Origin of the sequence: Halopseudomonas nanhaiensis (assembly GCF_020025155.1) — a bacterium.
Classification (GTDB): Bacteria; Pseudomonadota; Gammaproteobacteria; order Pseudomonadales; family Pseudomonadaceae; genus Halopseudomonas; species Halopseudomonas nanhaiensis.
Genome location: NZ_CP073751.1, coordinates 3,230,204 through 3,257,202, shown reverse-complemented (window position 1 = coordinate 3,257,202; position 26,999 = coordinate 3,230,204). Strand labels below are relative to the sequence as shown.

Here is a 26,999-nt window from a genome sequence, read left to right as displayed (position 1 = left end):
CGCGTCGTTACTGGTCGAACACGCGTTGATCGTCCTGGCGAGAGCCGATCGTGCCGCTGTTACGCGCCACGTAATAGAAGAACTGGGGAATACCGATCACGTAGCGCTTGAACAGGCGCCGCGGTTCCTTGCCGAGGCGGTACAGCCACTCCAGACCCATCTTCCGGAACACCAGTGGTGCCCGGGCGAAACGCTCGGCAGAAAAGTCCAGAATCGCACCGCCACAAATCAGCAATGCCGGACAGTCCAGTTCACGCTTGATTCGCAGCGCAACTTCTTCCTGCTTAGGCATACCCATCGCCAGCACCACCACCGGAATCTTGCCGTCCGCACAGTGTTGCCTGGCAAATTCCACGTAGGCTTCTACCGGCTGAAATCCATCGATCGCCTCGAAGGGCTTGTCCTTGAACAGCCTGCGCGCGCCTTTTGACAGCCAGGGTTCACGCGTGCCCATCGCCAGGAAGCGATACTGTCCTTCGTCATGCTCAATGAGATGGTCGATCAATCGAGGGATGAAGTCGGTGCCGTTCATGTTGGCTTGCGGCGCGCGCCCGTTCAGTTGACAGGCTATCTTGATACCAATGCCGTCGCGAAGCAGATAACTCATCTTGGCAAACTGCTGCCTGATGACCGGATCCTGCTGCGCGAGGTTGTAGGCGTGCTGGTTCATGAAGCCGACGGTAACAGGTGCCTTGACTGCCGACAGGTCCTCCATCAGTGGTTGCGTCTGACTCGAATCGATCAGATCGAGCTTGCCAATGAGTGGATCCTGGCGCTTGGTAGCTGAGCTTGTCATCGCCGACCTCTTGCGAAAAGTGTATTCCATGTCCTGAAGGCTTAGGCGGGGGATGGGTCGCTTTGGTTCCCCCCGCAAAGCCAACTAATCGAGGAAATGAGTGTCGGAAGCGAGCGAAGGGGCGAAAAAGATCGAGATTCCGGTAATCGGCTTTACTTGGATCGAGGCGTCTCAACGGAAATACAGGAGGCAACATGCAACGTGTTAAGGGAACAGCTTTGTCGCGCTGGGCCGCCGGGCTCGGCCTAGGTCTGGCACTGGCCGCAGGCACCGGGTACGCGGATGACTTCGAACTGATCGGGATCAACGTCGCCGGGGCGGAGTTTACCTCCAAGGAGCTGCCGGGCAAGCATGGCACGCACTACTTCTTTCCGGACGATGACTATTTCAAGTACTGGCAGGACAAGGGAATCCGCACAGTTCGCTTTCCCATCAAGTGGGAGCGATTGCAGCCGACTCTGGACGCTGAATTTGACGACACCTACGCCAAGCTGATCAACGACATGCTCGACGATGCCGGTCGGCACCAGATGAACGTCATCCTCGATATCCACAACTACGCACGCTACCGCGGTGAAGTGATAGGCAGTGAAGCAGTTCCTTTTTCGGCATACCGGAATCTGATGGAGCGGATTGCCAAGCGCTGGCACACCCATTCGGCGCTCTACGCCTACGACATCATGAACGAGCCCTACGGCGACGCCGAGGATAACTGGCCTGAAGCCGCCCAGGCGGGTATCGACGGCGTACGCAAGTACGACCGCAAGCGTCCGCTATATATAGAAGGCAAGTCCTGGTCGAGTGCAGCGCGATGGCAGAAGTACGCCGCACCGCTTCTGGATCTGAAGGATCCGGCTGACAATATCGTATTCTCCGCTCACCTCTACATCGACAATGATGCCAGCGGCACCTATCAGGAGACGCCGTCCGGCAACTTCGATACGTCGGTCGGGGTCAAGCGTGCGAAGCCCTTCGTCGAGTGGTTGCAGGAGCACGGGAAGCGAGGTCACATCGGCGAGTTCGGCATTCCGCATACGCACCCGAAATGGGCTGAAGCGGCGGAGGAGCTGCTCACGTACCTGCAAAAGCATTGCATCCCGATCAGCTATTGGGCAGCCGGACCCTCATGGGGCAAATATCGTCTCTCGATCGAACCGAAGAAGGGTAAGGACCGCCCGCAGATGGCGGTCCTGGAGAAGTTTATCGGAGAAGGCAACTGCAAGACCTACGGGCCTCAGCCTAACGACAGCTGAAGCCCGATCCGGTCAGCCGATGCTCGAGCGTCCTGTCCACAGGCTGGCCAGGCGCTCCGAACACTTGCGCACGAAGCTTCGGCTCTTGCGCATTGCCTGTGCCTTGAACGCACCGAAGGACGCCCCGGGCACGTACATCTCGTTATTCTCTATGCAGAAAACCGGCTTGTCCGCCAGCTGCATGATGCCGCTGGCATGCGTTTCCTCGCTTTCGATGAACAGCACACAATGCGGGTCTTCGCGGTAAATCCGCGCCTTGAAGCGTATTTTGGCACCAGGCTGACGACGCTGATCCTCGGGTACGTCTGGAAACATGTGCAAGGAGTCATACTCCACGCCATGACGTTGCAGCCAGGCCTCGGTATCGCTGCGGTAGCGTTCGAAGCGTGTGGTGACCAGGCGTGATGCCTTGATCGAGGGAATGAACAGCGGGCTCGCATTCGCCAGCAGTTGCTGATAGTTCGGGCCGTCATCGGCATCCGGAGGAACCGGATCCACGCAGAGCACACCGTCGATATCGACGCAGGCGTGGCTGATGTAGTGGTGGTGCATGATGTTCCATTCGAACACTCGAGGTTGCTCCACCAGCTCCAGATACATGTCCACTGCCTGGGTATTGTGCCGCTCGGCAAAGGCCACCAGGGTGCAAACCGAGCCATGGAACAGCTCATTCACCTGCGCAGCGGCCCGGGCCATCGATTTGCCGGAAGCAATGCTGTCGTCAACCAGCAGTATCTTGCGTGCTTCGAGGGGCTTGATGAGCTGAGCGTGCTTGTATTGTCGCGTGTCTCCGCGCTTGATGTCGTCATTGCGCAGGAAGGAATACAGGTCGGTCAGGGGTAGATTGAGCTTAAGCGAAACAAGGCTCGCCACCAGCATTCCGCTACGCGGAATGCCAACGACCAGATCCACATCTATCGGGATCTGGCCGGCGTGTCGGGTAATCAGCCGCGAGAGGTCATTAACGTTACGATAGTTCATCCGCTTCCTTGCCTCGGGGTCGTCTGTCGCGGATCAGACCGCCGACTTGGTGCCGGTCTTTTCAGGTACGCGACCGTAGTTATCCGACAACCGCACGATGTCGTCTTCACCGAGATACGAGCCGGACTGAACTTCGATCAGCTCGAGCGGAATGACGCCCGGATTCTCCAGTGAATGGACCTGCCCGATGGGGATATAGGTCGACTCGTTCTCCGTCACCATGTAGGTTTCGTCGCCGTTGGTCACGCGAGCGGTCCCGCACACGACAATCCAGTGTTCGGCACGGTGATGGTGCATCTGCACCGACAGTTTCGCGCCGGGTTTGACTGTGATGCGCTTGACCTGATAACGCTGGCCATTGTCGATCGAATCGTAGACGCCCCAGGGTCTGTACACTTCGCGATGGTTGAGGTACTCGGTGCGTTTTTCCGCCTTGAGTTGCTCGACGATCCGCTTCACGTCCTGCGCCTTGTCCTTGTGCGCAACCAGGACAGCATCCTTGGTCTCGACGATGATCAGATCTTCCAGGCCGACGGTGGCGACCAGCCGATGCTCGGCATGCACGTAGGTGTTGGCGGTTTGTTCCCCCATCACATCGCCCTTGAAAACGTTGCCCTGCTCATCCTTCTTGCTCACATCCCACAGCGCTGACCAGGAGCCGATATCGCTCCAGCCGACATCCAGCGGTACCATCACGGCGTCAGCAGTGCGTTCCATGACCGCATAATCGATCGAATCTTCCGGGCAGGCCAGAAAGGCTTCGCGATCGACACGGATGAAATGCATGTCGGTCTCGCGGTTGTCCATCGCAGCGCGGCAGGCCTCGAGGATATCCGGACGGAATTTGCCCAGCTCCTCGAGGTAACGGCTGGCGCGGAACATGAACATGCCGCTGTTCCAGAAAAATTCTCCGGACGCGACGTATTCGCGGGCGGTGTCAGTGTCCGGCTTCTCTACGAAACGCTGCACGGCGAAGGCACTGTCGCCGGCTGCCGGACCGCGCTGGATATAACCGTAGCCGGTTTCCGGATGGGTGGGTACCACGCCGAACGCGACCAGCTTGCCGGCTTCTGCCTGCGGTAGAGCCTTGTTGACGCTGGCACGGAAGCCTGCCTCATCCTGAATCAGATGATCGGCTGCAAGAATCAGCAGAACCGGATCGTCTCCGCTTTCCTGCGCCTGAATCGCGGCGATGGCAACCGCTGGCGCCGTGTTCCGGCCAGCTGGTTCCAGCATGATTGAAGCGTTCTCCATGCCCATCTTGCGCAACTGCTCAGCGGCGAGGAAGCGATGCTCCTCGTTGCAGATCAGCCGGGGCTGCTGCATGTCCAGACCCTTCAGGCGCATGATGGTCGCCTGAAGCATCGAGAAGGAAGCCTCTGCCAGCGGCAGGAACTGCTTGGGATTCAGTTGGCGCGAAAGCGGCCAGAGCCGAGACCCGGTACCGCCGGACATGATGATGGGGATCATTGCTTTGCTCCTTCTAAAAAACTCAATGTATTGCGGTAATGTCTGACCAGAATCGGCAGGAAGCGCCAGGCATCACGCGCATAGCGGCCAGCCAGCCTGCGCGGCTCGGTACACACGCGGTGCAGCCACTCGAGGGCGAGAAATTGCATCCATTCCGGCGCTCGAGGAACTGCGCCGGAGAGAAAGTTCAGTGACCCCCCGACGCAAAGCCCGACGCCGCTGGCCTGCCCGGCCTCCAGAACCTTGAGGGCGAGGATCTCCTGCGTGGGGCAACCAACCGCATAGATGATCAGGCGCGAGGGATGGGCATTGATGTAATCCACACATGCATCCACCGCTGCGGGATCATTGATGAAGCCCATGGGCGGATAGTGATGATGAACCCGTATGCCCGGGTAGCGCTCCGTGACGCGTTGGACGCTTGCTGGCTCACAGCCAATGATGGTCACATCCCACTGTTCGGCGTCGGCGCGCTCGATGAGTTCGGCAGTCAAGGTGCTGCCGGGGATGGCTTCGACGAGCGGCACCTTGAAGGCTCGTACGAACGGCAGCAGTACGCGGCTGTCGCAAATGCGATGGCTTGCAGCGGAATAGGCGGTACGCAACGGAGCGCTGTGTTCCAGCTGCACCACATGATTGACGTTTGGCGTGACGATGTAGCTGTACTTTCCAGCGCTCGCCTCGACGATGTCTGCGATGAGCGTGTCCTTGCTCCCGGTATAGAATTCGATATCAAACGCTTTCAATTGCAACCTCCTTGGCAACTGCATAACGCCAGTGTTTTTCCGCAGAATGTTCAAGCCGTTTTGTTCTCCAGCGCCGCCTGCAGATTTCTGACGTGTGCGTGCAGGTAGTGCAGGGTGTACAGGCCATAGTTCCGGACAGCAGACAGCTTCATGTGCCGACGGCGGATCTGAACGTCTTCCTTGATCGCTTCGAAACGACGCTGCACGGAAACACCTGTGTTATCGAACACGCACAACGGCTGGGCGATATGTACGATCTGCTCGCGCGATGGCACCTGGTTGATGAATTCGATCAGCATGCAGTAGTCCGCAGAGAGCTTGTACTGATCTCTGAAGCGGACCGACTTGAGCAGTTCATTCTCGAAATACATCGCCTGATGGCTCGAGGGCATGCCGACGAACAACCGCTCGATCGGCTTGCCCGGAAAATGATGAACCCGTCCGGCCGCGCTGAAGCGGGCGAAGTCGCCATACACGTAACTCGGCGCAGTGGTGGCTTGCTCGATGGTCTGCGCCACCCGTTCCAGGACGCGCTCGTCGTAGAGCCAGTCGCCACTATTCAGAAACAGCGTGTAGCCGGGCGTGGTCACGGCTTTCTCGAGGCCCTTGTTCATGGCATCGTACAAACCGTTGTCAGGCTCGGAGGTAATCTCTGCCCACGGCTCTTTCACTGTCTGCAGCCATTCGACGGCGCCGTCGTTCGACGCCCCGTCCACCACAATCCAGCGGAAGTTGCGGTATGTCTGGCTGGCAACGCTCTGGTAGGTCTTCTGCAGACCGGCCAGGTTATTCCAATTTATAGTGACGATAGTGAACTGGATCATTGTTAACTCGCTCGTATTGCATGTGAGCCGCTTCGCTAGCCTGTTTTCTTGCGAAATACAGGAAGCACGCCAGCGTGATGCCGAGGGTGTCGCCCCCGTACATGATTGAATTGGACAGGAACATGTTGACCATGCTGAACCAGAAGCCCAGCTGAAACGCATTGAGCAGGGGGCTCTTGTCCTTGACTTGACGCATGAAGTAAATGAAGCCGCCGTAGAACAGCAGCGCAATCAGCGGCGTCAGGAAGCCGAAGCGGTAGTACACACCGATGATGCCCACGTCCGACAGATAGAAGTGCGGGTCGTAGAGGGTTCCGAACCCGCCGTTCCACTGCAGCGACAGCGCGCCCATACCGATGTAGTTGTTCGCATCCAGGGCCGCGAGAATCGTAGCGATGGTGTCGTCGCGCACGCCGGGGCTGTTGACCGCCTCGTCGTACATCAAAATAAGCTTCTCGTACTGCATCACATAGAATTCCGGGAACATCAGATACGACATGCCCAGGAGGATGCCGGCCGTAAACAGGACCTTGGCAGCAGAATCCAGGCGCTTGCGGAAAATCCATACCGCAGCCAGGGCCCAGATCAACATGGTGGAACGGGTCTGCACCACCAGCCAGAGGTAGGCGGCGAAGTACAACAGCAGGGCGAGACTCTTGATCGACAACTGATCGCGCAGCCGATAAAGCAGAATATACGCGCCGAGGGTTACAGCGCCGGCACCGATACGGTAGCGGTCCGGCCGCAGGTCGCCAGTGTCCTTCACATCCTTGGCAAACGCCGGAATCGGATTGTCCGGAAGAATGCTGAAGTAGTACATGAAGCCAATGACTGTGGCTGCTATCGCCGAGGTCATAAAAAACGCTTCGATGTGTCGCTGCTCGGGTTTCGTCTTGATCAGCAGGAACAGCACCAGGAAAAACGACAGCCAGGCCAGGCTGCGGCGTTCCTCGAGCAGGCCGTAAATCAACGGTTGACCGTAGTTCAGATAGGCGAGCAGCGCGGAGAACAACGGAATGAATACGCCGAAGAACAGTACCCACAGGGCAGCTCTGGACTGATAGACCCGGCGCCAGATCAGGCACAGCATAAATGCTGCACCGACCACGCCAAGCAGGTACAGCTCGCGTAAAAACAGTATCCCCGACTTCTTGTCGTCGCTCAGGAACAGGGCACCCGTATTCAAAAAGATGACGACAAAAAGGAGGTTTCTATAGGCGAGTAGGTTCTTCAGCAACGTCTCAATCCCTCGGTCTGCTAGACCTGGTCGTTGTCGACCGATCCGGTCCTGTAACACCCTTTGGCACGATTTTGTCCGGACAGTTCCGAACGAGATGAAAAACCGTCGATCAGCGACCGACGGCGTTCAGGTAGGCGCGAGAATTTTCATGGACCATGGGGTCACGACGCATCTCGTCGGGGCTCCACCAGCGGAATCCGTCGTGCTGGGTATCGGGGAGGGAAAGCTCACAACCCTGTGGCAGATCAAGCAGGTAGCCGCTGACCACGTAGTGCGTGTCTGGCGTGTCGCCAAACACGCTATCGGTGTAGAAATGTTCGTAGAGATCCAGCAGGCGCGCATCAGCGCGGGCGAAGGGTTGGCCAAGCTCGGCCTGGGTAATGCGGGCGAAGGCCCGATCGAGGCGCTCGTTCTTGTAAATCCGGCCCCCTGGCACAAACCAGTAACCTTGCGCCGGCCGGTTCAGCCTCCTACCCAGCAGAATTTCGCCGGCTGCATTACGCACCACGAGATCCAGCGAGACCAGCGGAGCGTGGGCGACCACGCTCCTGAACGTTTCCTTGTCCAGTTGCATAATCAGCCTCGTGCGTCGCCCTGATGCTCGACAAACCAGCGATAGGCATCGCGCAGCCCATCCTCGAGCTTGATGCTGCTCTTCCAGCCGAGCCGTTCCAGACGCGAGACATCCATCAGCTTGCGCGGCGTGCCGTCAGGCTTGCTGGCATCGAAGGTGAGCTTGCCGGGGAACTCGGTCACTTTCTTGACCGTTTCGGCCAGCTCGCGGATGGTGCAGTCTTCGCCGGTGCCGACATTGATGTGCGAGAGCATTGGCTGGGTGTGCTCGCGGTAGGTTGCGGTATCAAGATTCATCACGTGGATGCTGGCCGCGGCCATATCGTCCACATGTAGAAACTCGCGCATCGGCTTGCCGCTGCCCCAGACCACCACCTCTTCATCGCCACGCTGGGTCGCTTCGTGGAAGCGGCGCAGCAGGGCAGGGATGACGTGGCTGTTTTCCGGGTGGTAGTTGTCGTGCGGGCCGTACAGGTTGGTCGGCATCACGCTGCGGTAGTCACGACCGTACTGGCGGTTGTAGCTTTCGCAGAGCTTGATACCGGCAATCTTGGCGATCGCGTAGGGCTCGTTGGTCGGCTCGAGAATGCCGGTCAGCAGGGCCTCTTCGCGCATCGGTTGCTCGGCATGCTTGGGATAGATGCACGAGGAGCCAAGGAACAGCAACTTCTCCACGCCTGCGCTGTGCGCGGCGTGGATGATGTTGGCCTCGATCATCAGGTTCTCGTAGATGAACTCGGCCGGGTACTCGTTGTTCGCGTGAATGCCGCCGACCTTGGCCGCGGCCAGGTAGACCTGGTCGATGCCTTCAGCCTGGAAGAACGCGTTCACCGCGCGCTGATCCAGCAGGTTCAGCTCGTTGCGGCCCCGCGTGACGATGTCGGTATAGCCCAGCGCCTCGAGGCGCCGGACGATCGCCGAGCCGACCATGCCCCGATGGCCGGCTACGAAGATGCGCTGGTTGAGGTCAGCTGCCATGCTCAACCCTCCACGCTGACCGGAATCTCGTGGCCGTGCTCCTTGAGCAGCGCATGGCGCTGGGCGACCTTGAGATCTTCACGGACCATTTCGGCGCACATTTCCTGCACGGTAATTTCCGGAGTCCAGCCGAGTACGTCCTTGGCCTTGCTCGGATCGCCCAGGAGAGTTTCCACTTCGGCCGGGCGAAAGTAGCGCGGATCGACGCGGACGATCACATCGCCAGTCGCCAGACCGGGAGCCTTGTCACCTTCGATCTTCTCGACGATGGCCTTCTCGTCAACGCCCTGGCCTTCGAAACGCAGGGTGATGCCCAGCTCGGCCGCCGACCACTTGATGAATTCACGTACCGAGTACTGCACGCCGGTGGCGATGACGAAGTCGTCAGCGGTTTCCTGCTGCAGCATCATCCACTGCATGCGCACGTAGTCCTTGGCATGGCCCCAGTCGCGCAGCGCGTCCATGTTGCCCATGTACAGGCAGCTTTCCAGACCCTGGGCGATGTTCGCCAGGCCGCGGGTGATCTTGCGCGTGACGAAGGTTTCGCCGCGGCGCGGAGACTCGTGGTTGAACAGGATGCCGTTGCAGGCATACATGCCATAGGCTTCGCGGTAGTTCACGGTGATCCAGTAGGCGTACAGCTTGGCTACGGCGTAGGGCGAACGCGGGTAGAAGGGGGTGGTTTCCTTCTGCGGAATCTCCTGCACCAGACCGTACAGCTCGGAGGTGGAGGCCTGATAGAAACGGGTCTTCTTTTCCAGGCCCAGCAGACGGATCGCCTCGAGGATACGCAGGGTACCCATGGCATCGACGTCTGCGGTGTATTCCGGCGCTTCGAAGCTGACCGCCACGTGCGACTGGGCGCCGAGGTTGTAGACCTCGTCGGGCTGCACTTCCTGGATGATGCGGGTCAGGTTGGACGAATCGCTCAGGTCGCCGTAGTGCAGAACGAAGTTCTTGTTCTCGACATGCGGGTCCTGATAGATGTGATCGACGCGTTGGGTGTTGAACAGCGAGGCGCGACGCTTGATGCCGTGGACTTCGTAGCCCTTCTCCAGGAGAAATTCCGCCAGGTATGAGCCGTCCTGACCTGTGATGCCGGTGATGAGTGCTTTTTTGCGTTCCATTTTAGTTACCTGTAGTCGGGGTTGAATCCACGTGGGAAGTTAATTGGGTCATGGCCCGCTCTAGCGCTTCGCGCCGCGCAGGGCCAGTTGAACTTTCTCCTTGACGCCGAACAGGAGAACTTTCAACGAGGGGAACTTGTAGAAGAATCGGTACAGCCCATATTCGGCTTCCGGCGAGTTCTGAGCCTGCCTGTCCAGCTCGGCGGATTCGATCAGGGCGATACCTTCGCCTTCCAGATCATTGAGTACGCTCAGCTCCATCGGTTTCATGGCGAACTCGAAGCTCATGACGCCCCGCTGCGCCGTGCGAGTCAGCTGCAGGCCGTGTGCGGGCGTTTTTTGCGCGTGGAGGTTGACCACAAAGTCGTACTCGGCGAGCCGCGGGTTCTGCCGCTTGAACGTACGGGGCAGCAATTCGCAGAACGCGTCATAGACCGCGATACTTTCTTCAAGGCCAACGAATCGGTGTTCCTTGCTTTGCTGCTGCACTGCTACCTGAAAGCGCGAGGACGCCATGGTGAAGTGCTGGCCAGGGTCGCCGAAGTTGGTCGACAGCGCCCGGTAGGGATAAACAAAGAACTTGTTCCGATCGATGATGTAGGCGTCATACAGCTTGAGCCAGGAGGACTCCGGCCAGCTTCGAACATCCGGCGGTATATTGTCGATCCGGGAGATATCGTTACCATTGGCTGCCAGCCACCGCCGGAACTCCTGCCAGTGTCGCGCAGACCAGGCCTGTCCCCAGGACGCAGCCAGTTGCAGGAAGTAGACGTCCGCATTGCCGTTATCGATCGGCATGAACGGCAGGTTGGATGTCTGGCAGAAGTTCAGGCTATACAGGCTGATGCCGGCGATATCCTGATCGTCCCCGTAGTACGCCAGCGCGCGCGTCGCGTATTCGTAAAAGTAGGGCGAAACGTACAGATCATCTTCCAGAACGATGATATCGCCGTATTCTTCGGTCAGGTCGCCGCAGCTTAGTACGTGTTCGCGCAAGCCCATCCTGTCGGGCCGAGCCAGCACCCGTTTTTCCCCGAAGGGCCAGTCGAACGCCTCGGCGACCCGGCGCGGCTCTACCGTATCGCATGCGTCGAGGCTGATGACAAGGCGTACGTTGCCGGGTGGATAGTGACCCTTGATCAGCGAGCTTAGAAGCCGCGTCAGGCTGTCTGGTCGGTTGTAACCGACCACAATGATGGTTGGTGTCGCAGGGGTCATGATAATACTGCCATTTCAATTAAGGTCCCGTCTCAATCAGCGTGATCAGCATGCGACAGGTTCGCATACCACGCTCGTGCCTTGATGAATACGACTAAAACCAGAGCGCAATAAATGATGATGCTGGCAATGCTGAAAGCCATGACAGTGTCCATCTGCTCTCCCAGAACCACCGCGCCAAAGTACAGCGCTGATACGCGGAGCGTGGTGCTGCAGATTTCAAATATCAGTGACAGGCGCTGCAGTCCCAGCGCCGGGACTGCCACCGTACAGGGCCTTGAGGCAAACACGGCGTATTCGGCCAGCGCCAGCCAGCGCGCGTATTCACCGGCTGTGCGCCACTCTTCGCCGAACACGGTGGCGAACAGCCAGGGTCCGGTGGCAAACACCAGTGCGAAGGGGACCAGCCCCACCGCTGCGAGACCGGCAACGGCCTTCATTACCGTGCCGGCTATCGGCTCGCCGTGCTGAATGGAGCGGGCCAGCTTCGGGTAGTACACATCGGCCACGGACTTGCCAACCAGATGAGTCGGCATGGTCAGCGCCTGCTTGCACAGCGCGAAGAACCCGGCGGCTGCCGGGCCGAAGTAGGCAGCCAGAACCAGTGTCGGAAGGTTCTGTGAGACGGTGTTGATCAGCATCTGGGGCGCACGGAATTTCGGAAAGTCCTGATAGCGCCCGGCCAGGTCACGCATGCGGACCGGCGACTGGCGCTGCTCTACTTCCGGCTTCACCTGCAGCGGCGGTCCCTTGCGGATGCCCAGCAGCAGCAAGGCCGAGTGCAGGAGCGGGCCGAACCCGGTGGTGACAACCAGCACCGCAGCGGTGGGGCTGACAAGTCCTGCCAGACTACGAATGGAGTTGTGAAGCAGCGAATACGCCACGGCAGCTTTGGCCGTGACACGGAACAACTGCTTGCGAAACAACCATTGCTGGGCGGTTTCCAGCGCCGCGCCGGCAAAGGTGACCGCAGGCAGCAGCATCAGAAACGGAACGGCCGCTTCCACACTCAACGCCTCGGCGAACCAGTCTCCTGCGACGAGCAGAAATATCGCCAACAGGCTCGAGACGAAGGTGGCCATGAGCAAAGACAGCTTGACCAGCTTGAGCGCGTCACTGTCCCGCCGTGGCAGCACGATGGACGTCGGATAGCACAGCGCTGCCACCGGGATCAGCATCATCGCCAGGCCCATGAACACGCCCAGTACCCCGTAGTTCTCCGGACCGTAGATGCGGGTTATAACCGGCATGAACGCCAGCGTCAGTGCCTGCGCACCGGCGGTTCCGGAGACTACCGTGGCGATATTGCGCAGCAGGCTGCTGCGCAAGGTGTTCTGGATCTGCCCGCGCAGGCGCCCGCTTCTGGTGTCGGGGGCGTCTCGGCGCGGGTTCATGCCGGAGTTGGCCAGTTCAGACTGCGGCATGTGCTGGCATGCGTCCAATACCGTAGTAGTGGAACCCGGCGCGCTGGGTTTGCGCCGGATCGTACTGGTTGCGACCGTCGACAATCACCGGCGTGCGCAGCAGCTTTTTCAGCGCCTTGAAGTCCGGGCGGCGGAACGGCTTCCACTCTGTCACCAGGACCAGCGCGTCGGCATCGATGGCGGCTTCGTACTGCCCGTCGACGATTTCCAGCTTCTTCTCGGTGAGCCACTCCGCGGGGAACTCGCGGGGCGCGGTTTCGTGGGCAACCGGATCGAAGGCACGAACCTTGGCGCCAGCATTGATCAGGCTGTTGATCAGCACCACGCTGGGGGCTTCGCGCATATCATCGGTGCCTGGCTTGAATGCCAGACCCCAGACGGCGATGGTCCGTCCCTCAAGGTCGCCGGAGAAGTGCGCGGAGACCTTGTTGAACAGCGAATGCTTCTGCAGGTCATTGCGTGCTTCGACGGCCTGCAGCAGCTTGGGCTCGAAGTCGTTCTGATGCGCAATGCTGATCAGCGCCTTGACGTCCTTCGGGAAGCACGAGCCACCATAGCCGCAACCGGCATAGATGAAGTGGAAGCCGATGCGCTGATCCGAGCCAATACCCAGGCGGACATTTTCCACGTCCACGCCCAGGCGCTCGCACAAGCTGGCCACTTCGTTCATGAAGGATATCTTGGTGGCAAGCATGGCATTGGCTGCGTATTTGGTCATTTCCGCATCGCGCACGCCCATGAACATCATGCGCGGGTGGTTGCGGATGAAGGGCGCATAGAGCTCATCCATGATCTGGCGAGCGCGTGCGCTGTCAGTGCCGACGATGATCCGATCGGGATGCATGAAATCGTCTACCGCTGCGCCTTCCTTGAGGAATTCCGGGTTGGAGACGACATCGAATTCGATATCCACCCCACGCGTTTCCAGCTGCTGGCGAACCGCATCGCGCACCTTGTCAGCGGTGCCGACCGGCACGGTGGATTTGTTGATGACCACCGACGGACGCTCCATCAGGCTGCCAATCTCACGCGCGACGTCGAGTACGTAACGAAGGTCGGCTGAGCCATCTTCACCGGGCGGAGTGCCGACGGCGATGAAGTAGACATCGGTATCGGCCATCGCTTCCCTGAGCGAGGTAGTGAAGTGCAGGCGCCCCGCGGCATGGTTTTCCACCACGATGGTGTCGAGCTCGGGTTCATAGATCGGCAGAATCCCTTTCTTGAGATTCTCGATCTTGTTCTGGTCGACATCGACGCAATACACGGTATTACCCATCTCGGCGATGCAGGCTCCAGTGACCAATCCCACGTAACCGGTTCCAACGACAGTAATGTTCATGCCTATTCCTTATGTTGAGCTTTGAATCTGCATTTGCCCGAGGGCGTTTAGCCGCTGCGAGCGTAATTCGCCTGAGCCGGGCGCTGCCCGGCCCGTCCTAGTAGACGTCCTTCGAGAACAGCGTGAAGGGCGTCTTTATCAGAATCTTGATGTCCAGCCACAGCGACCAGTTGTTGATGTAGGCAAGGTCCTTCTCGACACGCTGTTGCATTTTCTCCAGGGTCTCGGTTTCGCCGCGGTGGCCGGTGACCTGCGCCAGTCCGGTGATGCCGGGCTTGATGCGGTGGCGGGCCATGTACGCGAGAATCTTGTCGCTGTAGTAGTCGTTGTGCGTGACCGCATGCGGGCGCGGACCCACCAGCGACATTTCACCCTTGAGCACATTGAACAGCTGGGGCAGCTCGTCGATCGAGGTGCTGCGCAGGAAGCGTCCGAAAGGGGTCACCCGCGGATCATCCCGTGTAGCCTGCTTCACCTGCTGGTCGTCATGCATGCGCATCGAACGAAACTTCATGACCTTGATGATCTCGCCGTTCCAGCCATGACGGGGCTGACGGAACAGAATCGGACCCGGCGAAGACAGCTTCACGCCAATCGCCGCTGCGATCAGGATCGGACTGAGCGCAATGATCGCCAGCAACGCGATGCCGCGATCCATCAGTTCCTTGCTGAAGACCGAGGCAGGGTGCGAGCTGACTGGCGTCTCGTTCAGGTAGATCGCCGGCATCTGTTCGATCTGTGAAATCGACTGGTTGAGCAGGGGCATGCGACCGAAGTCCGGGATCCAGACGACATCGACGCTCATGTCGAGCAGGGTGATGTAGAGCTCTTCGATCACCGAGACTTCATCCAGGCTCAGCGCGATGTATACGCGGCGGATTCCGTACTGGTCGATGATTTCGCGTACCGTGGAGAGGTCGCCGAGTACCGGAAAGCGGCCGTCGCGGGTTGGTACGTCCGGCCGGGAGGTGATAAGCCCCATCAATGGAACGCGGTTGGAACCTGACAGGCGCGACGCCAGTTCATAGGCAGCGGGTCCGGAACCGATGATCACGGACGTGCGCTCTACCCGTAGCCGGCTGGAATGCCTGGCGGCGAAATAGCGAAGCGGGATATACGCCAGGCCCTGCACCAGAAACCCGAACAGCGCCCACTGAAATAGCACCTCGTACGAAAACAGATGCATGCTGTCGCTCAGATAGGCTATCGCCGACAGGCCGATCAGCAAGGTGGCCCAGCCTGCCAGCAGATGGCCCAGGCCGGTGAGATAGGAGTGTCGCTTGTGATAGACGTGCAGCAACATGTACGCCGGCACCGAGCCGAATACCGTGATGACGATCAGGAAGCGGTACTGCGTGGAGACCATCCCGAACTGTTCGAACACCAGGTAGCACAGCAGCCCGCTGACCAGCGTGACTGCGCAAAGCCATTGGCCCCAGAAGGTAAGGCCGCGGCGGTTTACGGCTGGATTGGTTCGCTTGGCGATCATGATTAACCTTCCTCCTTGCAAATGTGGTGTCGCGTCTGGATCGAGGCGTCAACTGACCAGCACAGTGCTGGGCCGACACCGGCGGCCTGCGCCACCCGTTGCATGTCTTTGGCGTGCTGTTCATTGCGGGCCACGACACGTTCGGCTGCCTGGAGCGCCAGGGCCCGTTGCTCAATGGTCAGGAGCCGCCAGCTGTCGAAGCCGATACGGGCCAGGTCGCGATTGAGCTCCAGACGCCCGTGTCCCAGCCGGGCGGCTTCCTGCCAGGCGTGATCGAATTCGGCATCACGCTCTCCGGCCTGCAGCTTGGCGTGCGCCAGGCGCAACCAGGACCAGGGCCAGGCGGGACGCACTTGGGTGGACGCACGAAAGGATGCGGCGGCCCGTTGCCAGTGCTCGGCGTTTTCGGGTTCGATCAACGCGCCCCATGCCTGGACGCGGCCGAGCCGATCGAGATACTCGCCGCTGAGCGCAGGAAAGGTAGAAACCGACCCCTCGGCGCGTTGCAGCAACTGATCCCAGAGATGAGCAGGGGGCAGGTCGGCCTTCTCGCTCCAGGCATTCAGCACGCGTTCGGTCTGGAAGCCGGCCAGGCCGGACTGAATCAGTGGGACGGCGACCGATGCACTGGAAACACCCAGCACCAGGCCGAGCGCGCACGCAACGTGCTGCAGGCGCGATAGCCCCGCTCTCCGACGCGATCGAGTCAGCCTGTGATGAGCTTCAGAATTGGGTACTACAGAAGCAGTCATGGTCTCCGTCCTTGATGGCGCCACCAATACATCAGGTTTGGCGTGACATGCCCGGCCGTCCGCGGTCGGGTAGAGTCAGACAAGTTGGCCATGGACTATTTTCCATGGCGTATCTAGGACAAGATGTTTTGCGCGGCGTTCCCCGACAATCTCACTGGCGATACGCAAACCGTGGCGCATGTCCGGTGGGCGGCGGTTGACGTTGTGCGCATCGCTGGCGATGACATTGACCACGCCTTCCTGCAGCAGAGCATGTGCGAGCTGTTTCACGCGCTCGCCGAACGCCCCTGCGATCGATCCGGCCGTCACCTGCAGCAGGCAACCCTGTTGCAGAAACGGCTTGAGCTTGCCTGGCTGGCGCATCAGGCCCTTGTTACGCTCGGGGTGAGCAAGGACGGGGATGATTCCCTGGTCGAGCAGCCACTGCGTCATGCGCTCGGCGCCGAAGGGCACCTCTGCGTGGGAGAACTCCAGTAGCAGCGCCTTGCGTCCCTCCCAGTCGCCGAGAAAAGGCAGTGTACCGTCGCCCACCGCTGTCATGATCTCCCCGCCGAAGCGAACCTCGGCTGCATAACCGGTACGCAGGGGTATCCTGGCTGCCCGCAACGCACGGGCGAACGCCTCCCAGGCCGTTTTGATGCTGGCGGCGTCGTTGGTGTAGCGTCCTGGATGAATATGGGGTGTACAGATGAGATGGGTGGTGCCGCTGGCGACAGCGATCCGTGCCATGTCCAGCGCTGTCTCCAGGTCTGCCGGGCCGTCATCGACGCCCGGCAACAGGTGACTGTGCAAATCGATCATCATGCGCGTCACCTGTGCCAGCGAAGTTTAAAGTGCGATCAGGCCTTGGCTTCGCTGTAGCCGTAATGGTCGTAGTAACCGCTGTACTCGCCTTTCTTTGCGGCCTTCTTGACGTCAACCTGGTTAAGCACCACACCGACGATCGAGGCACCGCCCTGCAGCAACTGGCCGACACCCTTCTTCGCCATCGAGATCGAAGTGGACTCGGACTTGATCACGTAGATCACCGAATCGGAGTAGGTGGCCATGAGTACTGCGTCGCTCACTGCCTGGGTCGGTGGTGAATCGATGAGGATGTGGTCATAACGGTCCTTGACCCGCTCGAGGAACTTGGCAAAACGCGGCGAGGCAAGCAGTTCCAACGGGTTCGGCGGTACCGCGCCGGCAGTCAGCATGTCGAGCTGGCTGTCGACGGTCTGGATGCAGTCTTCGACCTTGGCCGTCCCTGAAATGAGGTTGGCCAGGCCGGGCGTTCCAACCGGGAAGTCGAAATTGCGGGCCAGCGTCGGGCGACGCAGGTCGGCATCGATCAGCAATACCCGCTGCAGTTGCGACAGGGCGAAGGCCATGTTCGCTGCCACGGAGCTCTTGCCTTCGCCAGGCACCGACGAGGTGACTACGATCACTTTCTGCGGGCGACTCATGTCGGACAACATGACGCTGGTGCGGATGGTCCGGATCGCTTCGCAGAAGCGCAGGTCGTCGCCTCTTTCGAAAAGGTGCGGGACCAGCTTCTCCTGCTTGCGCGCGACCAGCGGGACGATGCCGAGCACAGGCAGGTTGAGATTGCCCTCGACGTCTTCTGTGCTCTTGAACGTGTTGTTGAGAATGTCCGAGATGAGCGCGAAGGCGACGCCGGCGATCAGCGATACGAACGCGGCGATGAGAATCAGCAGCTTGGCATTCGGAGCGGATGGTCGAGCCGGGGGCAGGGCAGTATCCACCACGCGGGCATTGGCGCTATTCAGGTCCTGGGTCGCGGTCGTCTCACGCAGACGTGTCATGAACGTCTCGTAGAGCTGACGGTTGCTGTCCACGTCGCGCTGCAGTTCACGAACGCGGAATTCCTTGCGCGAGATATCCTGAATCTGCTCCTTGTTCGCCTCGAAGGAGTTGCGCAGCGAATTCTCGTTGGCTACGGCAAGCTGATAGTTGCGTTCGATACCGGCGATGACCTGCTCTACCTGACCCTTGAGGCTTGCCGTGGCAGCAGCCAGATCAGAGCGCGCAGCTTCCATGGCAGGGTGACGGCTACCGTAGCGGCGAGACAGCTCTTCAACCTTGGAGCGAGCGCGTGCCTGGTCGGCCTTGAACTGTTGAATCAGCGGGTGGCCCAGCACGGCGGGGATACTTGCGAGGCGTTCCCAGCCCTGGGCCTTGGAGGCCTGAACCTGGCGCCACTGGCTTTCTGCCTCGGCACGCTCGCGCCGGGCATCGATCATGCGGTCACCGGTCAGGGACAGCTCATTGGCACTCACGGTCTGAACACCGTTCACGTCGACCAGTCCTTCCTGCTCGCGGTAGGCTTGCAGGCGGTCTTCGGCCTCCTGCAATGACGCGCGCAATTCGGTCAGACGCTCGTTCATCCAGGTGGTGGCAGACATCGACATTTCCATCTGCGCCTCGAGCTGGCTTTCGATGAAGCTGTCAGCCAGCTCATTGGCCGCCTGTGCCGCAGTCAGCCTGTCCGCCATGGAGACGGTGATTCCGACCAGTTGGCTTTTCCCTTCCACACCCACGCTGACGCGCGACATGAACTGGCGGGTGACGCTGTCCATGATCTGGGCTTCGGTCAGCGCGCCGGACGCCTCGGACAAATCATCACCGAGGAACGTTGCCTTGGCGCGGTTGATCATGCCGCGAATATCGATCAGCGGCTCATCCTGCTGGCGCGGGTCGAACTCGGGGTGTTCGGTCAGGTTGAGCTCGCGCACAACCCGCTCGGCGACGCCCCGGCTGGTCATCAGGCCGAGCTGCGTCTGCATGTATTCATTCACCGTACGGGTGTTGTCATCGACCCTCTGGAAGGCAACCAGCTGATCGCTTTTGGTTTCGATCATCATGGTGGTCTTCGCGGTGAAGATCGGGGTCATCTGCATGACGGCCAGGGTCGCCAGCATCGTAACGACCGCGACCAGGGCAATGATGCTCCATTTGCGCGACCAGAGTGCGTTCCAGATCCGCTTGAGATCGACGTAATCCGGGTCATCGTCGTTGGATGGCATGGGCGGCCAGGTGCGGTCAGGTCGTATGGAGCTGTTCATGCTCAGAAGAATCCTTGGTCAATGGTGATGGTATCGCCTGGCTTGACCAGGGTGCTGAGGCTCGCGCGTTCAGACTCGCGGGCTTCGTCCGAACCGCGGACGATCGTAATGCGACGCGTGGACGCTCGCTCGGTCAAACCGCCGGCCAGCGCGATGGCGCGGTCGAGGGTCAGGCCGGGCTGATAGGGGTAGCCGCCGGGCTGTTTGACTTCGCCGCTGATGTAGAACTCCCGGTAATTGATCACGCTGATCGACACGCGCGGGTCGCGCAGGTAGCCGTTTTTCAGCTCTTCGGTAATTTCCTGCTCGACCTGGCGGGGTGTCTTGCCTGCGGCGTTTACTTCACCGAGGAAGGGGTACGAAAAGGTCCCCGCATCGTTCAGACGAATTTCCTCGAAGCTCAAGTCCGGCTCTCCGTATACGCTGATGCGCAGCACGTCGCCCGAGCTCAGCTCGTAGGATCCCTTTGACACGGCGCCAACCTGCGGCTGCGCAACCTGCTGAGCGCTGACCTGCAGGGCGAGGCCCAGCATCAGAACCAGCGAGAGTGTCTTGAGAATAGGTTGAATCGACATACCTTTTTCTCTCCATTGAAGATGCAATCCCGGGAAGCATTCGCGCTTCCCGGGGGCTTCCGGCCTGTCGGCCTTCAGCCCGCGGGTGGTCTGGGTGTAGTGTCCTGCTTCGCTCGCGCGTTACAGGCTCATGTCCACGGTCAGCATGTAGACATTCCGGTCGTAGCTCGCGATGGCGACGTTGGAGTCGTTCTCGACGAAGCGATAGCCGAGCGTGAAATCGATCCACCGGTCCGGCGAATAGGTCAGGCCAACGCCGTATGCACGGATGTCGTCCTCGCGCTCGGTGGCCTTGTATTCACGGTCGGCCATGCGGTATTCGAGTTCGGAACTGATCCAGGGGTTCCATTCGTGAGTCCAGTTCAGCACCGTGCTTACGTCCTGAACGGTACTCGCACCATCATCCCCTTCGTCAAAAGCACGACGGGACGTCAGATCGAACTTGGAATAGGTACGCGGAGCCCAGACCACGCCCACTTCCCACATCGGGCTGGTGTAGTCGTTGCGGTTGTCACTGTCGAAGTCCTTGCGCTCGGCACCGGCCTTGACCGTACCGGTCGTTTTGGCGGTTGCTTCCCAGGTCGCACCGAGCAGCGCTGCCAGGTTGGTGCTGTCGCGATCTGACGTGCTCTGCTCGTAGCTGTGGTCGGCATGGCGAAGCTCGACCAGCGTGCGCGTACGGGCGCCGAGACGGTGGAACCAGGTGGTTCCGAGCGCCAGGGTGTCGCGATCCTGATCTTCGTTGAAATCGTCACGATAGCGCAGACGCTGGTACTCGGCGCCGAACTCGAGCTGGTTCGGAGCGGTGCGGGCGCCGAAGGTATATCCGGCCCCTGCAACTGCACGGTCGAAACGCTCGTTTTCGAAGCGGCGCTCAAGCAATTCCTCGACCCCGCCATCGTCCGGAATGGTGCGGTCATCGTTGATGGTGTTTTCGATACGGCTGTAGCCCAGGTTCCAGCTCACGCGGTGGCGCGAGGTCAGCTCCATGATGCTCTTCAGACCGAGGATATGGTCGGTGTTGGTTGCATCCGAATCGTCATGGTAGATGTCGGAGCTCACCGTATAGCGCAGTTGGTACCCGGCGTTGCGCGTTTCGGCAGAGAGCAACAGGCTCGGTTCTATGCTGGTGATCCAGGAGGCGCGCTCGTCCCGATCCAGCCCACGGTAGTTGTCGTCATAGCTTTCGCCCACAAGCAGGGTGGGCGTCAGTTCGAATCCGCGCAGGTTGATGCTGCGTGGCTCATCGGCCACAGCGTAGGCGGATACGGAGCTGACAAGTGATGCCGCCAGTAATTTGGAATACTTCATAGTTGCAGAATTCCTTATCGCGTCGATTAGGTTGTTGTAATGCTGACTACGTGGGTATCAGCTGGAACTGGCGGTGGTGCCGCCACCTGTGCCACCGCCGGAGCCGCCGGAAGGCAGGCTGCCGGGACTTCTGGGTGTGGGTGTGTCGCTGGAGGAACCAGCCGCGGTCGGCAGTGAATCGGTCACTGCACTGACGATGAGCTCGGCCTGGTCCGGTGCTGCAGCAATCGCCGCTTCGACGATCGCGTCGACCTGGTCGGGGGCCGCTTGTACCGCCGCCCGGACAATCAAGACGGCCTGGTCGGGCCGGGTCTGAATGGATCGGCCAACCACGTCAGGCGCCGACTGTTCGCAGTCGATGATCTGGTGCTGGATGGTGAGGGTGAGCGCGGAATCATCCGCGGCGTTCTTGATCTGCTGTTCGAGAGACGTCTGGCAGTGGCTCGCGTCGCTGGACGCGGCCTGAACCGTAGTGACGGAAAATGCCGCAAGGGCAAGGCTGAGGGAAGACGCTATCAGTGATTTACGCATGTTCAACTATCTCCTTGTTGAAGCCGGAACCTGCCGAAGCAGTCAGTTGATCTGGAAGGGCAATTGCCCCCATCCGGCACGTCAACCTAGGTTTAGCATTATATTGGTGCAATGGGAAACCCAGCTGCCGAGCCACGCTACCGCCCCGGGTGTGCATCTCCCGAGTCGACGTGAACAGGTTGTGACGCTGTATTCCCCTACTGCACGGTTCTCGAACAAGGCGCTCATTCGCACACTGAAAGGCTTTGATGAAACTGGTATGACTGTTTGCAACATGCATGCCTAAGCCCTGCAGTGAATGAGAGGCACCCGCACCGGTTGCTGCCGGTTCAGTACGTTCAACAACAGCATTACTCGCTCGTCGCCATCCATCGAAACGAATACGGCTTCCAGCTCGGCATACGGACCGATCTGGACATGCACGGTATCGCCCGGGTTGAAAGCCTTGCGCTGATCCAGCTGCTCGCATCGGCGTTGCAGATGCTCGACCAGATCGTCTTCGACTCTGCAGGGGTGCCCGGCGAAGCCGACCACGCGCGTCACGCCGCGCGTGGAGTGCAGGCTGGTCCAGCTGGCAGTGGAAGGCACGCGGATGAACAGGTAACCCGGGAACAGTGGTTGCGAGTGGGCGGTCAATTTTCCGCGCCGGGCAGATTCGACCTGCACGGTCGGATGGAAGCATTCGAATCCCTGACGGCATAGATGCTCGTTGGCACGCGCATCCTGGCGAGGTTTGCATTGCAGCAAATACCAGGCGGCATCGATCAACTCCATCTGATTGTTCATAAGCCCTCCTAGCCATGAGGTACATACCGCCGAACAGGTTTCGCGTGATTGTCTGAAGGTCCGAGCTGAAATATTAGAATGCTATCAACTCGAGACTGCTACGAATCCTAGACCTGTGGCCATGGATAGAGTTCCGTGAATCGCTGTGGACAGAAGATGATCGGAAGGAATTATTTGACCAATTGCTCATTATGGACTTGTACCGCAGCGGGGCATGAACGACGGTCCGGTGACGCCACGGGGTGGCTAAAGGCCAGCAATCTCATGACCTTGACCAGGCTGCCTTCCGATCGTTGCACCTGACCCCAGGCGAGATGCCCTCGCTGCTGGGGAAGCTCGCGGAGGTTATACGAAGCCAGTTCGCGTCCTGTGGTTACCGGTCAGGATGGTTCCGCTTACCCGTCCCTTCTCCGGAAAGCCGGTGTACCGCAGGAAAATCGAATCGCCATCCGAGGGAAATAACGCGATGCCTTCAAACGGAAGCCGTGCGCGATAAATGCGCCGACGGGGCAGGGGAGCTGGTGCGAGAAACAGGGCAAAAAAAAGACGCCCTTGGGCGTCTTTTTGGGTGTTGGTGGGCCGGGGTAATCTGAACAGGGTCATTAATGTACTGATTTTAATAGAATTTGGCGGGTTCAGTTTTCGCTTGGAATACCTTTTGGAATCTGAATCTGTGATTGGCAAGGGGGTGGTGCCTTGTGATGCAGCAATTCTAACCGGGAATTGAACTGAGAACCTTCGTTTGCTTCTTCACATCTCGTTGAATGATACGAAGTTTCTCATTGACCTGTTCATCAAGCTCCTCGATTTCGCCGTCGAATGGCGGTGCGTCACTATCCATTGATGTCTTCCACATCTCTAGCGCGAGAATGTGTGAGCGTAGCTGCTTATGCAGTTCGTCTACCTCTAGGTTCTTTATTTTGAGCTGGTGCTGCAAGCCCAGGTGCTCGTAGGTCCACTGTTCTATTTGTTTTTTGTGCTCGAACATCCATTTTTCTCGAGCTTCTGCCAGGGCTTCAGGGGTATTGATCAGCAATATTGAGACGGTCTCGGATGGGCTTTTTCCAATTTTTCTTGTGAGCTCATCCAGGGCCCTACAGGCTTCTAGGGAGAGGTTGAATCTCTTCTCTTTGTTTTTTTTCTGTGAGCGGCGTTGCCTTAAATTATTCTGTAGACGTGTAATTATTTTGCTGCATTTATTTTTTTGTAGGGCGTTAACCCACGCCTCTACGGTTCTGCGTACATTAGCTTTTTCGGTCAACTGGATGCCTGTATTTTTGATGCAGCTCCGCTCCAGATCGTTCGCTCGCCTTTTCAGGTATTCTGTAGCGTAATAGCACTCATTCTCATCCCTAAGCCACTCAATCTGCTCAGTCACTTACTGCTCCTCGACATGCCGGATACCACTGCTTTTCTAGGGATTTAGTTTCCATTGGTTGCTTTTCCAGTATAGCGTTATACATAACGTTATCCATAATGCTATACATAACTGTTTTTATAAAATACCCTATCTGGAAAGGAGATAAGTGGCGATCTATCCATGCTTGAAAAATTGATAGGAATTAATGCTGAAATTTTAAGCGCAAACGAAAAGCTCGTATTACTTGTTTTTTTTGCAAATTTTGAGAAGCGCTGGACCGGTGCAATGACGCTTGCTTCCCTCGCCGAGCAATTGGGTCTGAGGGCGAGGTTAGTGGCTTCAGCGATGCCTTTGCTACTGGACGCAGGGTTCATAAAAGCGAGAACGTGTTATGGGTCATTTGGTAGGCCGTTGCGTGAATTCGCTGTCAACGAAGTAAAGCTTCGTGCGTTACCCGAAGCCAGAAAGCTTCGTCGGGAAAGCATTATTTCTTCCGGTTTATTCCTTCAGTCCCCCACGATCAAGGCTTCAAGATTGAATTGGTCCCATCAGCTGCAATCGTTAGATGCTGATGAGTACTCATCTGAAAGCGGTGAAGCCGGGTCCTCGATTTCACCTAAGGTTCGGCGAATGATTGAGGGTCGGAAAGGATATTTAGATGCTTCTGATGTATTGCTGCTCGCGTTGCTGCTCGCTGTGTCTGACCAGATGGGAGTGGTAAAGGGATGGAGCTTTAGGCAGATCGCTGCTGCCATTGGGGTGACGCAGCTAGCAGTCAAGGGCCGGCTGAAAAAGCTGGTGAGACATCGGGTTCTTCGTCGTGTGATTCCCGGTGTGGCAGCCCCAATTTTTCAACGTAAACTTGAGAGCGTCATTCTGCTCAATACGAATCACCCGTTATTCTCATCCACTGGACGTAGGGTATCAGCGGTCATCAACCGCCTTATCGGCAGTGAGGCCGAATGGGGTTTTGTGGCTAGCCTTTTGACAGATTCTAGAAGTAATAATCCCCTCTATTACGGTCGGGAGGTGATGCTATTGCGAACCCTTCCTTTTCATGCATTCGAGCAGTTGGAATTCATGTTGCTCGAGCTTGCGAGCAAAGGGTTCGAGTGTGCGTTAGCCGAGGGGAAGATTGATCGTGCTTCACTCGAGGTTGATGCGAAAGCGGATATCGCGCGCGTTATGCGGAGTTATGACGATGGATCACTACGTTCTGACCTAGTCTCGGAGTTGATAGAGGGTCTGGCTTTTCTGGTTTACCTGCTGGTACAGGAGCTGGATGGTCGGATAAGGCCTCTGCTTGCTGAGCTAGGGGCGCGAGATAAGGTCCTAATGCTACCGGGCAATATGACCCAAGGTTATGAGTATATTGGAGTTCTCGTATTTCCAGCTTTAGAGCCTCGAGGTTTCGCGGTTGAAGGCTATGGAGCTTGGGAAGGGGTTGTTCTGAATGAGCAAAAGATTTCACTAACTGCTCTTGAGAAGGCAGGGCTTGCGGCCAAGGTATAGTCTTCCTCGTTTTTTTTTACTACCGCCAGAGATCCTCTGAGCCTTACAGAGGAGCCCGCTCATGAGAATAATCCGTTTGAAAGAAGTAATCGATTCGACCGGCCTGGCACGGTCGACCATCTACAAATATATCTCGGAAGAGACCTTTCCCAAGCCTGTATCCCTAGGGGATCGCTGCGTTGGCTGGGTCGATAGTGAGGTCCACGATTGGATCCTGGCCAGGATCGAGGAACGTGATCTAGCTATGGCAGCTACACGGCCAAGCAACCATTTCAGCGTCGCCAAATAAACTTTACCGCCATGACCTGCTAGGGCTGGTCATGGCAGCTTATGATGCTGCTCAGGAGGGCGGCTCTGATCTCAGCTAACTCTCCCAGTGCTCGGTGCGGAAAATCACTCGACAGGCTTGGCAATGTTGCTCCCCATTGCCCGGCCTGATCGGGAGGTCCTGAGGCAGGTAGGGCTGCATCTATTGATATAGCAATTAACTATCTACTCTAGCTATCCAATAGTCACAGTCACTATCCATTACTACTAACTACCACCAGAGGGAAAGAAGACAAGTAAAAAAAAATACATCACGTACCTGATATGCACCGACAACCTACCAGGTACTGAACCATGAACAACCGCAAGCTAAACATTCATCCCTCCCAATCTGAGATAGCCCTGAAGATCGAATCACTCGTCAAGGCTATAGAACGCAGCGATACACCTGCATTCAGGATCAGGCATAACCGATCTGGCTATGAGCGTCTCGATAACACCAGAATCTCCCGCTACTGCACTCACGTGCAGCAGATGTACAACCTGTTCGATGATCGTGTGCCCTATGACTACAGCGAGCAGTTACAAGCGTTCCGGGTTGCCTGGGAAGAAATCGGTCTTGAACCATCACCTGCTGGTCCTATCTGCCTGAATGACAGGGGTTCATACTGGCTCAGTCATCCAGAAAGCATGAACGTCCTCACTGAGCGGATCCGTGAGTTGACTCGTCAGCGTTGGTATAAGCGCAGGGCCGGGGATCGAGCCTATGAGGCACGCAAGCAGGAGAGGGAAATCACCGCTTACACGGATGCTGTGATGAGTATTTATTCCCGCACTATGGTCATCAGACTGAACCTCTACTACCGCCCTGAAGCTCAGGTCAGGCAGCGAGTCGAGCACGTCTTTAACCATCTAGATGTCTTGATCTCCAAGCACAGCCGCCATCCGATCTTTGAGCGCCTTGTCGGATACATTTATGCAGTGGAGCAGGGAGACCGCAATGACGGGAGGGGTTACCACATCCATGCGGCCTACTTCTTCAATGGCAATCACGTGGGCCGGGATGTCTTGAAGGCGATTGAGATTAGCGAGTTGTGGGAGGCGATCACGCGTGGTCAAGGTTATGCTCACAGCTGTAACCATAACAAGGAGGGGTATGGCAACAAGTGCGGTATTGGCCGGTTCCAGAGGGACAATCAGTCGGTAAGGCCTAATGTCCACGAAGCGATGAAGTACCTGGTAAAGGACGGCCAGCACCTGCGCTTGAGGCCTGTGGGAGCACGTTGCCTGCGTAAGGGCGCGCTGGGGCGTTTTCGTCGGGGGTAATGGAGCCTCAGATGCTGAGCAGTTCACACAACAGGGTAGGTTGCTAAGCTTATGGC

Annotated in this window: 25 protein-coding genes; 4 read left to right on the top strand and 21 right to left on the bottom strand. The window is 58.3% G+C overall.

Annotated features, from left to right (window positions below; all coding sequences use genetic code 11):
• Positions 1-7: 7 nt before the first annotated feature.
• Positions 8-796, bottom strand: a complete 789-nt coding sequence (locus tag KEM63_RS14940; RefSeq protein ID WP_223652999.1) for a WecB/TagA/CpsF family glycosyltransferase — start codon at positions 794-796, stop codon at positions 8-10.
• Between the two features lie 194 nt (positions 797-990).
• Between KEM63_RS14940 and KEM63_RS14935 the strand changes: the two genes are divergently transcribed.
• A complete protein-coding gene (locus KEM63_RS14935) occupies positions 991-2,049 on the top strand; it encodes a glycoside hydrolase family 5 protein (protein WP_223652996.1) in 1,059 nt (352 codons plus the stop codon).
• A 12-nt stretch (positions 2,050-2,061) separates the two neighbouring features.
• Here KEM63_RS14935 and KEM63_RS14930 read toward each other — a convergent pair whose 3' ends face one another.
• The 20 genes from KEM63_RS14930 to KEM63_RS14835 form a co-directional block, all read right to left on the bottom strand.
• Positions 2,062-3,030, bottom strand: a complete 969-nt coding sequence (locus KEM63_RS14930) for a phosphoribosyltransferase (RefSeq protein WP_223652994.1) — start codon at positions 3,028-3,030, stop codon at positions 2,062-2,064.
• A 33-nt stretch (positions 3,031-3,063) separates the two neighbouring features.
• Entirely contained in the window at positions 3,064-4,500 is a 1,437-nt protein-coding gene (locus KEM63_RS14925; RefSeq protein ID WP_223652993.1) for a mannose-1-phosphate guanylyltransferase/mannose-6-phosphate isomerase, read from the bottom strand.
• Positions 4,497-5,246, bottom strand: coding sequence for a WecB/TagA/CpsF family glycosyltransferase (locus KEM63_RS14920; protein WP_223652991.1), 750 nt, complete (start codon positions 5,244-5,246; stop codon positions 4,497-4,499). The genes KEM63_RS14925 and KEM63_RS14920 overlap by 4 nt, the downstream gene beginning before the upstream one ends.
• Before the next feature lie 50 nt (positions 5,247-5,296).
• Positions 5,297-6,070, bottom strand: a complete 774-nt coding sequence (locus KEM63_RS14915; protein WP_223652989.1) for a glycosyltransferase — start codon at positions 6,068-6,070, stop codon at positions 5,297-5,299.
• Entirely contained in the window at positions 6,033-7,307 is a 1,275-nt protein-coding gene (locus tag KEM63_RS14910; protein ID WP_223652987.1) for a hypothetical protein, read from the bottom strand. The genes KEM63_RS14915 and KEM63_RS14910 overlap by 38 nt, the downstream gene beginning before the upstream one ends.
• A gap of 112 nt (positions 7,308-7,419) precedes the next feature.
• Positions 7,420-7,884: a GDP-mannose mannosyl hydrolase gene (locus KEM63_RS14905; protein WP_223652985.1), complete on the bottom strand. Its 465-nt coding sequence runs from the start codon at positions 7,882-7,884 to the stop codon at positions 7,420-7,422.
• A 2-nt stretch (positions 7,885-7,886) separates the two neighbouring features.
• Positions 7,887-8,861, bottom strand: coding sequence for a GDP-L-fucose synthase (gene fcl / locus KEM63_RS14900; protein ID WP_223652983.1), 975 nt, complete (start codon positions 8,859-8,861; stop codon positions 7,887-7,889).
• Positions 8,862-8,863: 2 nt separating this feature from the next.
• On the bottom strand, positions 8,864-9,988 hold the full coding sequence (gmd, locus tag KEM63_RS14895; RefSeq protein ID WP_223652981.1) for a GDP-mannose 4,6-dehydratase: 1,125 nt from the start codon (positions 9,986-9,988) through the stop codon (positions 8,864-8,866).
• A 60-nt stretch (positions 9,989-10,048) separates the two neighbouring features.
• Complete coding sequence (locus tag KEM63_RS14890) at positions 10,049-11,206, bottom strand: glycosyltransferase family 2 protein (RefSeq protein WP_223652973.1); 1,158 nt, start codon at positions 11,204-11,206, stop codon at positions 10,049-10,051.
• A 32-nt stretch (positions 11,207-11,238) separates the two neighbouring features.
• The gene (locus tag KEM63_RS14885) at positions 11,239-12,630 is read right to left on the bottom strand and encodes a lipopolysaccharide biosynthesis protein (protein ID WP_223652971.1); all 1,392 of its coding nucleotides are present in this window, start codon (positions 12,628-12,630) and stop codon (positions 11,239-11,241) included.
• Positions 12,617-13,969 carry a UDP-glucose dehydrogenase family protein gene (locus tag KEM63_RS14880; protein WP_223652969.1) on the bottom strand — a complete coding sequence of 451 codons (1,353 nt, stop codon included), beginning with the start codon at positions 13,967-13,969 and terminating at the stop codon, positions 12,617-12,619. Before KEM63_RS14880 ends, KEM63_RS14885 begins: the two co-directional genes overlap by 14 nt.
• Before the next feature lie 97 nt (positions 13,970-14,066).
• A complete protein-coding gene (locus KEM63_RS14875) occupies positions 14,067-15,458 on the bottom strand; it encodes an undecaprenyl-phosphate glucose phosphotransferase (protein ID WP_223652967.1) in 1,392 nt (463 codons plus the stop codon).
• A 2-nt stretch (positions 15,459-15,460) separates the two neighbouring features.
• A complete protein-coding gene (locus KEM63_RS14870) occupies positions 15,461-16,210 on the bottom strand; it encodes a hypothetical protein (RefSeq protein ID WP_223652965.1) in 750 nt (249 codons plus the stop codon).
• 75 nt (positions 16,211-16,285) lie between these two features.
• Positions 16,286-17,014, bottom strand: coding sequence for a tyrosine-protein phosphatase (locus KEM63_RS14865; protein ID WP_223652955.1), 729 nt, complete (start codon positions 17,012-17,014; stop codon positions 16,286-16,288).
• Between the two features lie 35 nt (positions 17,015-17,049).
• A complete protein-coding gene (locus KEM63_RS14860) occupies positions 17,050-19,275 on the bottom strand; it encodes a GumC family protein (RefSeq protein ID WP_223652954.1) in 2,226 nt (741 codons plus the stop codon).
• A gap of 2 nt (positions 19,276-19,277) precedes the next feature.
• Positions 19,278-19,850 (bottom strand): polysaccharide biosynthesis/export family protein, encoded by a 573-nt coding sequence (locus tag KEM63_RS14855; protein ID WP_223652952.1) that lies wholly within the window; start codon positions 19,848-19,850, stop codon positions 19,278-19,280.
• 120 nt (positions 19,851-19,970) lie between these two features.
• Positions 19,971-21,161 carry an outer membrane beta-barrel protein gene (locus tag KEM63_RS14850; protein WP_223652950.1) on the bottom strand — a complete coding sequence of 397 codons (1,191 nt, stop codon included), beginning with the start codon at positions 21,159-21,161 and terminating at the stop codon, positions 19,971-19,973.
• A gap of 57 nt (positions 21,162-21,218) precedes the next feature.
• Positions 21,219-21,692: a hypothetical protein gene (locus KEM63_RS14845; RefSeq protein ID WP_223652948.1), complete on the bottom strand. Its 474-nt coding sequence runs from the start codon at positions 21,690-21,692 to the stop codon at positions 21,219-21,221.
• Between the two features lie 282 nt (positions 21,693-21,974).
• A complete protein-coding gene (rfaH, locus tag KEM63_RS14840; protein ID WP_223652946.1) occupies positions 21,975-22,478 on the bottom strand; it encodes a transcription/translation regulatory transformer protein RfaH in 504 nt (167 codons plus the stop codon).
• A 712-nt stretch (positions 22,479-23,190) separates the two neighbouring features.
• Positions 23,191-23,856, bottom strand: a complete 666-nt coding sequence (locus tag KEM63_RS14835; RefSeq protein ID WP_123891035.1) for a hypothetical protein — start codon at positions 23,854-23,856, stop codon at positions 23,191-23,193.
• 162 nt (positions 23,857-24,018) lie between these two features.
• On the opposite strand from KEM63_RS14835, the gene KEM63_RS14830 reads away from it, so the two are divergent.
• From KEM63_RS14830 to KEM63_RS14820, 3 genes are all read left to right on the top strand, one after another.
• The gene (locus tag KEM63_RS14830; RefSeq protein ID WP_123891034.1) at positions 24,019-25,350 is read left to right on the top strand and encodes a hypothetical protein; all 1,332 of its coding nucleotides are present in this window, start codon (positions 24,019-24,021) and stop codon (positions 25,348-25,350) included.
• A gap of 61 nt (positions 25,351-25,411) precedes the next feature.
• Positions 25,412-25,639 (top strand): helix-turn-helix transcriptional regulator, encoded by a 228-nt coding sequence (locus KEM63_RS14825; protein WP_022964269.1) that lies wholly within the window; start codon positions 25,412-25,414, stop codon positions 25,637-25,639.
• Between the two features lie 332 nt (positions 25,640-25,971).
• On the top strand, positions 25,972-26,943 hold the full coding sequence (locus tag KEM63_RS14820) for a YagK/YfjJ domain-containing protein (RefSeq protein ID WP_123891033.1): 972 nt from the start codon (positions 25,972-25,974) through the stop codon (positions 26,941-26,943).
• The last annotated feature ends 56 nt before the right edge of the window (positions 26,944-26,999 follow it).